We start from the raw sequence: 10,567 nt of genomic DNA on the forward strand, positions 1-10,567 counted from the left end.
CTGTCAATCCTGCAAATAAAGGGTTACACCGCGTTCCGGGCTGTCTTCCGGAGTAAGCCTGATGCGGCTTCCCGCCATTCCGCTGACGCTGAAGACAATGCCGCCCGCTTCGTGCCGGAGTATGGACAGGCTGTTGCCGAACTGCCGCCGGTAGGTATAACGGGTACACGCTTCCAGACACCAGCGTCCGCGCCAGTGGATGAAATATTTTTCGCCTTTTCTAACCGCAAGTGTCTCGCCGCCGTTTACCTCAAAATAAGGGTAATCGGGTTTTCGGGTTCTAAACTGCCATTTCGCCTGCGCGTGCCGTCCGTTGCGGACATAGTCGAATACCGCCGTATAAAGCGTGCCGTATTCCAAAGGTTTGAGCGGGAAAAGGGCGAATTGGTGCGCGGTCAGCCTGCCGTTAGGGTCGTTGCCGGCGGTTAAAACCCTGACGGGGCGGATTTCGTTTTTACCCTGATACAGCTTGAAACTTTTCATCGCAATTTTGCCTGCCGCCTCGGAAAAATCAATGCTGGCAGGATTGCCTGTGATTTCATATTCCGGCACGGGGTCGGGACGTTCCCCGTAAAAATAAGGCAGCGCGCCGCCGCCAACCGGATAGGCGGTATAAAGCAATTCCGTTACGGGCATGGCTTCGTCAGCATAAACGGCCGCACCGTTGTGGCAAGCGTTGCGGTAATATTTCCGTCCTGCTTCCGGCTGCCGCCTTCCTTTTGCACAGGCGCGCTCGAAGCTGCCGTTGCCCTGATTGAATACGAGGACGGTTTTGCCGTTTTCGCGCACAAATGCCGCACCTGCTTCGTCGGTATGGCGGTCAAGCAGCGAAAGGCGGTGGTAGATTGCGCTCATCAAAGCGTCCACTTGGCGTTGCTGCGTGCGGATGTCGCTGTCGGACGATTCGGCGGCTTCCTCTTCCGTGCTGATGTTTTCATGCACGCCGTTGTAGAGATACCCGGCAAGGCGTGTGCGTTCGGTCAGCTTTTGTGCGGTGTAGTGCGGATTGTCGGGATGGTGTTCGCCGTGTCCGTCTTCGGGATTGAGCGTGAGATAGCGTGCGTGCCTGCGGGCGGAATTTTCCAAAACCGGCGCGTGTGCCAGCGCGTGCAAACCGATTTGTGTGCGGATGCGGTTGAGGTAGTGCAGCGCATCGCCGCCGTCCCTGATTTGCGGTGCGGACGGATAGACAAGTTCGCCCGCGGGCAGGGATTGGTTTTGGGTATGGTAGAAAACGCCTGCCGCCGAGCCCAATAGAAGCAGCCAAATAAAAAGGGATTTCATAATGCCGCCCTCCCGACGCGGCAACGGGGTGTTTTATCAAAACGGCAAACTTGCCAATGCGGTTTCCGCTTGCCGATTGCCAAACCGGCAAACCTTTCCCGTGCCGGTGCCGAACCCGATGCCGTCTGAACCTTCAGACGGCATCGGGTGTTTATTTGTCCACTCGGACGGGTGCAGGTTCGTATTGTGTCGATTCGTCGCCGTAATACAGCACGCCGAGTTTGACGGGGATGCGTCCCTGCGATTTGCGGTGGGCGTTGGAATCGCGCAAGGAATAGGCGCAGCCGCAGTATTCCTGCTGGTAGAAGTTTTCGCGTTTGCTGATTTCAATCATACGCGCGCCGCCGCCGCCTTTGCGCCAGTTGAAGTCCCAATAGGCCACATCATCGTAAGGCGCGGCGGCACGGTGTCCGCAGTCGTTGATTTGCGCCATATTTTTCCAGCGTGAAATGCCCAGCGAACTGGTAAAGACGGGAAAACCGTGTTCGTGCGCGTATTGCGCCGCTTTTTCAAAACGCATATCGAAACACATGGTGCAGCGGATGCCGCGTTCCGGCTCAAACTCCATGCCTTTGGCTTTGGCAAACCATTCTTTGCGGTCGTTTTCGTAGTCGTCGTCTTTATCGATGAAAGGGATGCCGAACTTTTCCGCAAAGCGCATGTTTTCCTCTTTTCGGAGCATATACTCTTTGTGCGGATGGATATTGGGATTGTAAAAATAAATGGTGTAGTCGATGCCGGAGGCAAGCATGGCTTCCATCACTTCGCCGCTGCACGGGGCGCAGCAGGAATGCAGCAAGACTTTTTTATGTCCGCCGGGCGGGACGAGTATGGGGCGGTCAATGTCGGTAACGGTAGGTTTGTTTTGTGTTTCCATTAACTTAACAATATCTGTCGAATACGGTCAAAGCGGCTATTTTACCAGAGCCGCCGAATGTAAAACAGGGTGTCAGGGCATCAGCCCGAGCTGCCTGAACGAACGGACGGTTTGCGAGGTAACGATAAAATGGTCGAGCAGCGAAACATCAACCAGCGACATGGCCTGTGCCAGCCGCCTTGTGAACATGATGTCTTCCTGCGAAGGTTCGGGCGAGCCGCCCGGATGGTTGTGCGCGATAATCAGGCTGTCGGCATATTCGTCCAATGCCAGTTTGACGATTTCGCGGATGTAAATCGTGTTTTCCGCAACCGTACCGCGCGACAGCTCTCTGACCGCAATCAGTTGGTTTTGGCGGTTCAGCAGCAGCGCGACGCTGACTTCGACTTTTTCCTGCCCCAAATGAAAGCGTAAATAATCGGCAACGGTATCGGGATCGGATAAGGTAATTTCTTCCTGCAATTCTTCCTCCAATATCCGCCGCCCGATTTCCCTGACCACGGCGAACTGTGTGAAACTTGCCGTCCCCATCCCTTTGTATGCCGACAGTTTGCCGACCTCCGCGCTCATCAGCCTCCCCAAGCTGCCGAACTCCTGCAATAGGTAGCGCGCCAAATCGACCGCGCTCATCCCGCGCGTCCCGACGCGTAAAAGGATTGCCAAAAGTTCGGCATCGCTCAAAGCCGCCGCCCCGCGTTCCAACAGCTTTTCCCTGGGCCTTTCGCCTTCCGGCCATTGCTTGATGCTCATGTTTTCCCTTTTTTAAATAGTCTGAGATGCCGTCTGAAACAGATGTTCCCACACGCCAAATATCCGAAATGCCGTCTGAACCGGATTTCCGCTTCAGACGGCATCTGTATTTCAAAACAGTCTTACGCCGTTTCTTCCAACTCGATTGAAGCCGCCAAAAGCGACAGACGTGCCATTACGCCGTAAACGTAGAGGCGGTTATGTTCGTTGTCCACGTCGCAGTCTTTTTCAGAACGCGGCATACCGAGCGAATCCCATTGTTCGAATACGCGTTTGCAGGCTTCTGGAGCTTCTTGCGAATTATCGCCGTTACCGGTAGGAATGCTGTTGGACAGCGGCACAAACACCATACCGCCGGCGTTGAGGTTTTCGTCCGCACCGCGCCCTTCGTGTACGCGGAAAAAGCCGCCGATGACGAAACGGTCCATCATATAGACGACGGGTTCGCACACCGCGCCGTTCAAGGTTTCATAGGTATAAACCCCTTCTTGGACAATCACTTCGCTGACTTCCAAGCCCTCTTTCACCTTCGCCATTTTGTTGCGGTTTTTGCGGTTCAAGCCGCGCACTTCGTCGGAGGATTTGACGCTCATCACACCCATGCCGTAAGTGCCGGCATCGGCTTTGACGATGACGAAAGGTTTGTCGGCAATGCCCGATTCGTCGTATTTGGCTTGAATTTTCGCCAGCACGCGTTCTACCGCTTCCGCCAGCGCATCTTCACCTTCGCGCCCTTGGAAGTCCAAACCGCCGATTTTTTCAAAATACGGGTTGATCTGCCATTCATCGATGTCAATCAGCTTGGCAAATTCGGCGGCAACTTGGTTGTACGCGCCGAAATGATTTGTTTTGCGGCGCGTCGTCCAACCGCCGTGCAGCGGCGGCAAAACGGTTTGGCCGATGCCTTTGAGAATGTCGGGAATGCCGGCGGACAAATCGTTGTTCAACAAAACCACGCAAGGCGAAAAGCCGTCGGCAAGGTGGACGCGGTCGCGGGTTCGCAGCAAAGGCTCAAGCAGGATTTTGTCGCCCAATGCAGTTTCAAATTCGGCCGGTTCGGTTACTTCCGGATTCAGGCTGCCCAAGCGCACTTCACACCCTGCCGAACGGAAAATCTCGCCGAGGGCGTAAACGTTTTGCAGGTAAAACGTATTGCGCGTGTGGTTTTCGGGAATAATCAATACGGATTTCTCCGTTTCGCAGGCGCGTTGCACCGCATCTTGCGCGGCAACCGCCGCCAGCGGGATGAAATTCGGATTCAGATTATTGAAGCCGCCCGGAAACAAATTCATATCGATAGACGAAATTTTGTAACCGGCGTTGCGTATATCGACCGAACCGTAAAACGGCGGGCGGTGCGCGTTCCACTGCGTGCGGAACCACGCCTCGATTTTGGCGTGATTGGACAGGATTTTTGCCTCAAACGCCTGAAGTTGCGCCGAATGTTCGGGCGACATAACCGGTAATTTCATCTTTCGTCTGCCTCTGTGTGTTTTTTGACAAGGTACAGATAATAATGCTTTTGAAAGAATGACGACAAGTATTCTTTCGTATCGAATCATTCTTTAGATATAACGAAATGAACAATATGTCTAATTTTTTCGTTAAAATTGTTTACAAAATAACACTGACTCAAAAATTAGACAAAATCTGTTGCGCAGTATAAAGAATACGTCTAAAATCCGCCCAATCCGCATCACCATTTATCCAAAAGAACAACATCATGACGGCACAAACCCTCTACGACAAACTCTGGAACAGCCACGTCGTCCGCGAAGAAGAAGACGGCACCGTCCTGCTTTACATCGACCGCCATCTGGTTCACGAAGTAACCAGCCCGCAGGCGTTTGAAGGTCTGAAAATGGCGGGGCGCAAGCTGTGGCGCATCGACAGCGTGGTCTCCACCGCCGACCACAACACCCCGACCGGCGATTGGGACAAAGGCATCCAAGACCCGATTTCCAAGCTGCAAGTCGATACGTTGGATCAAAACATCAAAGAGTTTGGCGCACTCGCCTACTTCCCGTTTATGGACAAAGGCCAGGGCATCGTACACGTTATGGGGCCCGAACAAGGCGCGACCCTGCCCGGGATGACCGTCGTCTGCGGCGATTCGCACACTTCCACCCACGGCGCATTCGGCGCACTGGCACACGGCATCGGCACTTCCGAAGTCGAACACACGATGGCGACCCAGTGCATTACCGCGAAAAAATCCAAATCTATGCTGATTGCCGTTGACGGCAAATTAAAAGCGGGCGTTACCGCCAAAGACGTGGCGCTCTACATCATCGGGCAAATCGGCACGGCGGGCGGCACGGGTTACGCCGTCGAGTTCGGCGGCGAAGCCATCCGCAGCCTTTCGATGGAAGGCAGGATGACCCTGTGCAATATGGCGATTGAGGCAGGCGCGCGTTCCGGTATGGTTGCCGTCGATCAAACCACCATCGACTATGTCAAAGGCAAGCCCTTCGCACCCGAAGGCGAAGCTTGGGACAAAGCCGTCGAGTACTGGCGCACGCTGGTGTCTGACGAAGGCGCGGTTTTTGATAAAGAATACCGTTTCAACGCCGAAGACATCGAACCGCAAGTTACTTGGGGCACGTCGCCCGAAATGGTTTTAAACATCGGCGGCAAAGTGCCGAATCCCGCCGAAGAAACCGATCCGGTCAAACGCAGCGGCATAGAGCGCGCACTCGAATATATGGGTTTGAAGGCCGGTACGCCGCTGAACGAAATCCCTGTCGATATCGTCTTTATCGGCTCTTGCACCAACAGCCGCATCGAAGACTTGCGCGAAGCCGCTGCTATCGCCAAAGGCCATAAAAAAGCCGGCAACGTACAGCGCGTGTTAATCGTCCCCGGCTCCGGTTTGGTTAAAGAACAAGCCGAAAAAGAAGGCTTGGACAAAATTTTCATCGAAGCCGGTTTTGAATGGCGCGAACCGGGCTGTTCGATGTGCCTTGCGATGAATGCCGACCGCCTCGCGCCGAGGCAACGCTGCGCCTCCACGTCCAACCGCAATTTTGAAGGCCGCCAAGGCAACGGCGGGCGCACCCACCTCGTCAGCCCCGCTATGGCCGCCGCCGCCGCCGTTACCGGACACTTTACCGACATCCGCACGATGGCGTAAGTATTTTCAGGCAGTCTTTAAGAATTTGACGAGGCCGTCTGAAATATGTCCCGTAAGGCAGAAACACCTAATATTCAAACCAAGGAGTTTAACCATGAACAAACTTTTCGTTACCGCCCTGTCCGCCCTCGCCTTGTCCGCCTGCGCCGGCACTTGGCAGGGCGCGAAACAAGACACCGCCCGCAACCTTGACAAAACACAGGCCGCCGCCGAACGCGCCGCCGAACAAACAGGCAACGCCGTCGAAAAAGGTTGGGACAAAACCAAAGAAGCCGTCAAAAAAGGCGGCAATGCCGTCGGACGCGGCATTTCCCATCTCGGCAAAAAAATCGAAAACGCCACCGAATAACCGATTTGCGATGCCGTCTGAAACCGTTTCAGACGGCATCGTCAGCACAAGACGCAAACCCATGAAAGCCTTTACCAAAATCACCGCCATCGTCGCCCCGCTCGACCGCAGCAACGTCGATACCGATGCCATCATCCCCAAACAATTTCTGAAATCCATCAAACGCAGCGGCTTCGGCCCCAACGCCTTTGACGAATGGCGTTACCTCGACCACGGCGAACCGGGCATGGACAACGGCAAACGCCCGTTGAACCCCGATTTTTCCCTGAACCAGCCGCGTTACCAAGGCGCGCAAATCCTGTTGACGCGTAAAAACTTCGGTTGCGGCTCTTCACGCGAACATGCCCCTTGGGCATTGGACGACTACGGCTTCCGCGCCATTATCGCCCCCAGCTTCGCCGACATCTTCTTTAACAACTGCTACAAAAACGGCCTTTTGCCCATCGTGTTGACCGAAGAACAAGTCGACCGGCTTTTCAAAGAAGTCGAAGCCAACGAAGGCTATCGGCTCTCCATCGACCTTGCCGAGCAAACCCTGACCACCCCGGGCGGCGAAACATTCACATTCGACATTACCGAACACCGCAAACACTGCCTCTTAAACGGCTTGGACGAAATCGGACTGACCCTGCAACACGCCGACAAAATTAAAGCCTTTGAAGAAAAACGCCGCCAAAGCCAGCCTTGGCTGTTTAACGGTTAAAACCTATGCCGTCTGAAGGCTGTTCAGACGGCATTCCTGATAACATATAATTGCTGCGGCTAATGTAAACAGAGGGGCGATAAATTGTTTTCATCTTTTAAGCGGGCTTAGCAACACTCTAAATTAATGCAACTCTCCATTTCAAATAAATTTTTAGATTTTTAATATGCAACAAATTAAATTTATTGACTTATTTTCCGGAATGAGTGGCATCAGGAAAGGATTCGAACAAGCCTGTCGGAAACAGTCGGTTGCTTGCGAATGTGTTTTTACTTCAGAAATCAAACCGGCAGCTTTGGAAGTATTGAAGCAAAACTACCCTGATGAAGTGCCGTATGGAGATATAACGAAAATTGAAACAGGGGATATTCCCGATTTTGACATCCTGTTGGCAGGATTCCCTTGTCAGGCTTTTTCTTTCGCCGGAAAAAGATTAGGCTTTGAAGATACACGGGGAACGCTTTTCTTTGATGTGGCAAGGATTTTAAAGGCAAAAAAACCAAAAGGTTTTATTTTGGAAAATGTGGAAGGATTGGTGACACACGATAGAAAAGATTCGACACAAAAAATAGGGCGCACCCTGACCGTTATTTTGGAAACCTTGGAAGCATTGGGCTACTATGTTTCTTGGAAAGTTTTAAATGCAAAAGATTTCGGCATTCCCCAAAACAGGAAGCGCATTTATCTGACAGGCAGTTTGAAATCCAAACCCGACTTATCTTTCGAAACAAGCCCAAGTCCGAAATTAAAAAATATTTTGGAATCGGGACTGCCTACTGAAAGCAGCCCTTTCATCAAAAAATTGCTAAAAAAATTTCCCCCGTCCGAACTGTACGGAAAATCAGTAAAAGACAAACGGGGAGGGAAAAACAATATTCACAGTTGGGATATTGAATTAAAAGGCGCAGTAACCGAAGAAGAGAAGCAATTGTTAAATATCCTTCTAAAAGAACGGAGGAAAAAAAAATGGGCTTCAGAAATCGGCATAGATTGGATGGATGGGATGCCTTTGACAAAAGCGCAAATTTCAACTTTCTATAAACACCCCGATCTCCAAAATATTTTGGACAGCCTGACAGACAAAGGCTATTTGGTTTTAGAGCATCCGAAACAAAAAATTGGCGGGCAAAGAATCAAAGATGAATCCCTGCCCAAAGGCTACAATATTGTTTCAGGTAAAAAATCTTTTGAAATCAATAAAATATTAGATCCAAACGATGTTGCGCCAACCTTGGTTGCAATGGATATGGAGCACCTTTTCGTCGTTGACAACGGCGGTTTGCGTACACTTACCGGAAAAGAAGGGTTACGCTTATTCGGCTATCCGGACGATTATTCGTTTGATATTCCCAAAAAAGACAGATGCGATTTATTGGGTAATACCGTTGCCGTCCCTGTGATTAAGGCGGTATCTGAAAGACTTCTGCATACTTTATAAACCGACAGGGATAAAATGATAAAACTTACTGCACAACAAATATTTGATAAGTTGCTGGATGAAGAAAAAATCTTATCGGCCAATGGTCAAATTAGATTTTTCTTAGGCGATGTGGATATTATCGTCAAACAAAAAGATGTTGTCGGCAACATCATTCAGGAATGGCTCGGCGGATGGTTGAGAAAAAGGGAAATTGAATTTGATGTTTCAACCAATACCCAAATGCCTCCCGATTTTTTTTTAAATAAAAAAGGCCGCAGCAGAGAATTGTTGGAAGTAAAGGCGTTCAACCGAAATGCCTGCCCGGGTTTTGATATTGCAGATTTTAAAATGTATTCTGATGAAATCATTCATAAGCCCTATATGCTGGATGTAGATTATTTAATATTCGGTTACGATATGGACGACAACGGCAATGTAACCATCAAGGATTTATGGCTTAAAAAAGTATGGCAAATTACCAGAAGCATGGATGGGTGGGCAATTAATCTTCAAGTCAAAAAAGGCGTGGTGCATAAAATCCGCCCGGGTGTTTGGTACAGCATAAATAAAAAGAATATGCCTATGTTTGAATGCTTGGAAGATTTTGTTTCCGCAATTGAAGAAACCGTTTATCAAAACCCGGCAACACGGCATAACGTATCCTTATGGAAAAAGAAATTTGAGGAAGCTTATAAAAAACACTACAACCGATCGATTTCCATACCCCGTTGGCACGAAATTGCACACAAATACAAAAAGAAATAACCCTTCAACCATCAACCCATAAGGAAACTTGAAATGACCAAACATATCGCCATCCTCCGAGGCGACGGCATCGGTCCCGAAATCGTCGCCGAAACCGTCCGCGTACTCGACAAATTTATCGCCCAAGGCTTGGATGCCGACTACGAATACGCGCCTTTGGGCGGCGAAGCCTACGACGAATACGGCCATCCTTATCCAGAATTTACGCAAAACCTCTGCCGCAAAGCCGATGCCGTCCTGCTTGGTGCAGTCGGTTCGCCCCAATACGACAATCTCGACCGTCCGTTGCGCCCCGAGCGCGGCTTGTTAGCAATTCGTAAGGATTTGAACCTGTTTGCCAATTTGCGTCCTGCCGTTTTATATCCCGAATTAGCCAACGCCTCCACGCTCAAGCCTGAAATCGTTGCCGGTTTGGATATTTTGATTGTGCGCGAACTTACCGGCGATATTTATTTCGGCGAACCGCGCGGCATCCGTGTTTTGGAAAACGGCGAACACGAAGGCTACAACACCATGAAATACAGCGAAAGCGAAATCCGCCGCATCGCCCACGTGGCCTTCCAATCCGCCCAAAAACGCAGCAAAAAAGTCTGCTCCGTAGGCAAAGCCAACGTTTTGGAAACCACCGAACTGTGGCGCGAAATCTTTGAAGAAATCGGCAAACAATATCCCGATGTCGAGCTTTCCCATATGTATGTGGACAATGCCGCCATGCAACTCGTGCGCGCGCCCAAACAGTTTGACGTGATTGCCACCGGCAACATCTTCGGCGACATCCTCTCCGACGAAGCCTCCATGCTGACCGGCTCCATCGGTATGCTGCCTTCCGCTTCTTTGGACGAAAACGGCAAAGGCCTGTACGAACCGTCTCACGGCTCCGCCCCCGACATCGCCGGACAAAACAAAGCCAACCCGCTGGCCACCATCCTCTCGCTTGCCATGCTGCTGCGTTACAGCCTGAACGACGAAGCGCGCGCGCAACAAGTCGAAAACGCCGTCCAAAAAGTGCTGCAACAAGGCTTGCGTACCGGCGATATTTACGAAGAAGGCACAAAACTCGTTTCCTGCTCCGAAATGGGCGACGCGGTACTCGCCGCCTTGTAAAAAACAAGGGGCTGTACTAGATTATCCCTAAATTCCACACCAATCCCGCAGGATTTTTAGCTGCCGGGACGGTGTGCCGAAGTTAAGTCGAAATTCGCATTCCCTCAACAACGGCGGGAAAGGTTTACGATCGATTCCGTTGTATTTTCGCAAGGCGCGTTTTGCCTGATTCCAAAAGTTCC

General features: G+C 51.2%; 11 protein-coding genes and 1 pseudogene. 7 read left to right on the top strand and 5 right to left on the bottom strand.

Annotated elements, in window-relative coordinates; genetic code table 11:
* Positions 1–3: 3 nt before the first annotated feature.
* The 3 genes from DFR77_RS05390 to radC all read right to left on the bottom strand — a co-directional run bounded on the left by DFR77_RS05390 (position 4) and on the right by radC (position 2,911).
* Positions 4–1,284, bottom strand: a complete 1,281-nt coding sequence (locus DFR77_RS05390; protein WP_003693022.1) for a CAP domain-containing protein — start codon at positions 1,282–1,284, stop codon at positions 4–6.
* Positions 1,285–1,435: 151 nt separating this feature from the next.
* The gene (locus tag DFR77_RS05395; protein ID WP_003688798.1) at positions 1,436–2,161 is read right to left on the bottom strand and encodes an epoxyqueuosine reductase QueH; all 726 of its coding nucleotides are present in this window, start codon (positions 2,159–2,161) and stop codon (positions 1,436–1,438) included.
* Positions 2,162–2,233: 72 nt separating this feature from the next.
* Positions 2,234–2,911 carry a RadC family protein gene (gene radC, locus DFR77_RS05400; protein WP_003688801.1) on the bottom strand — a complete coding sequence of 226 codons (678 nt, stop codon included), beginning with the start codon at positions 2,909–2,911 and terminating at the stop codon, positions 2,234–2,236.
* Positions 2,912–2,937: 26 nt separating this feature from the next.
* On the opposite strand from radC, the gene DFR77_RS14365 reads away from it, so the two are divergent.
* On the top strand, positions 2,938–3,060 hold the full coding sequence (locus DFR77_RS14365; protein WP_255294323.1) for a hypothetical protein: 123 nt from the start codon (positions 2,938–2,940) through the stop codon (positions 3,058–3,060).
* Here DFR77_RS14365 and gshA read toward each other — a convergent pair.
* Positions 3,034–4,383 (bottom strand): glutamate--cysteine ligase, encoded by a 1,350-nt coding sequence (gene gshA, locus DFR77_RS05405; RefSeq protein WP_003688804.1) that lies wholly within the window; start codon positions 4,381–4,383, stop codon positions 3,034–3,036. The genes DFR77_RS14365 and gshA overlap by 27 nt on opposite strands.
* A 251-nt stretch (positions 4,384–4,634) precedes the next feature.
* On the opposite strand from gshA, the gene leuC reads away from it, so the two are divergent.
* From leuC to leuB, 6 genes are all read left to right on the top strand, one after another.
* Entirely contained in the window at positions 4,635–6,044 is a 1,410-nt protein-coding gene (gene leuC, locus DFR77_RS05410; protein ID WP_003691266.1) for a 3-isopropylmalate dehydratase large subunit, read from the top strand.
* Between the two features lie 94 nt (positions 6,045–6,138).
* Complete coding sequence (locus DFR77_RS05415; protein ID WP_003688807.1) at positions 6,139–6,393, top strand: hypothetical protein; 255 nt, start codon at positions 6,139–6,141, stop codon at positions 6,391–6,393.
* Positions 6,394–6,454: 61 nt separating this feature from the next.
* A complete protein-coding gene (leuD, locus tag DFR77_RS05420) occupies positions 6,455–7,096 on the top strand; it encodes a 3-isopropylmalate dehydratase small subunit (protein WP_010357988.1) in 642 nt (213 codons plus the stop codon).
* A 166-nt stretch (positions 7,097–7,262) separates the two neighbouring features.
* Positions 7,263–8,534: a DNA cytosine methyltransferase gene (locus DFR77_RS05425; RefSeq protein ID WP_003688809.1), complete on the top strand. Its 1,272-nt coding sequence runs from the start codon at positions 7,263–7,265 to the stop codon at positions 8,532–8,534.
* 15 nt (positions 8,535–8,549) lie between these two features.
* Positions 8,550–9,281 (top strand): NgoBV family restriction endonuclease, encoded by a 732-nt coding sequence (locus DFR77_RS05430; protein ID WP_113852056.1) that lies wholly within the window; start codon positions 8,550–8,552, stop codon positions 9,279–9,281.
* A gap of 33 nt (positions 9,282–9,314) precedes the next feature.
* A complete protein-coding gene (gene leuB / locus DFR77_RS05435) occupies positions 9,315–10,385 on the top strand; it encodes a 3-isopropylmalate dehydrogenase (protein ID WP_003691268.1) in 1,071 nt (356 codons plus the stop codon).
* Positions 10,386–10,412: 27 nt separating this feature from the next.
* On the opposite strand, the pseudogene DFR77_RS05440 reads toward leuB, so the two are convergent.
* Positions 10,413–10,567 (bottom strand): annotated as a pseudogene (locus DFR77_RS05440) (IS1595 family transposase); the annotation flags it as partial.

The organism is Neisseria gonorrhoeae (genome assembly GCF_003315235.1).
In the GTDB taxonomy this organism is placed as follows: domain Bacteria; phylum Pseudomonadota; class Gammaproteobacteria; order Burkholderiales; family Neisseriaceae; genus Neisseria; species Neisseria gonorrhoeae.

Coding starts and splice junctions, on each gene's coding strand:
- gshA (WP_003688804.1), bottom strand. CDS start 4,383: ATGAAATTACCGGTTATGTCGCCCGAACATTCGGCGCAACTTCAGGCG.
- radC (WP_003688801.1), bottom strand. CDS start 2,911: ATGAGCATCAAGCAATGGCCGGAAGGCGAAAGGCCCAGGGAAAAGCTG.
- DFR77_RS05415 (WP_003688807.1), top strand. CDS start 6,139: ATGAACAAACTTTTCGTTACCGCCCTGTCCGCCCTCGCCTTGTCCGCC.
- DFR77_RS14365 (WP_255294323.1), top strand. CDS start 2,938: ATGCCGTCTGAAACAGATGTTCCCACACGCCAAATATCCGAAATGCCG.
- DFR77_RS05390 (WP_003693022.1), bottom strand. CDS start 1,284: ATGAAATCCCTTTTTATTTGGCTGCTTCTATTGGGCTCGGCGGCAGGC.
- DFR77_RS05425 (WP_003688809.1), top strand. CDS start 7,263: ATGCAACAAATTAAATTTATTGACTTATTTTCCGGAATGAGTGGCATC.
- leuD (WP_010357988.1), top strand. CDS start 6,455: ATGAAAGCCTTTACCAAAATCACCGCCATCGTCGCCCCGCTCGACCGC.
- leuC (WP_003691266.1), top strand. CDS start 4,635: ATGACGGCACAAACCCTCTACGACAAACTCTGGAACAGCCACGTCGTC.
- DFR77_RS05395 (WP_003688798.1), bottom strand. CDS start 2,161: ATGGAAACACAAAACAAACCTACCGTTACCGACATTGACCGCCCCATA.
- DFR77_RS05430 (WP_113852056.1), top strand. CDS start 8,550: ATGATAAAACTTACTGCACAACAAATATTTGATAAGTTGCTGGATGAA.
- leuB (WP_003691268.1), top strand. CDS start 9,315: ATGACCAAACATATCGCCATCCTCCGAGGCGACGGCATCGGTCCCGAA.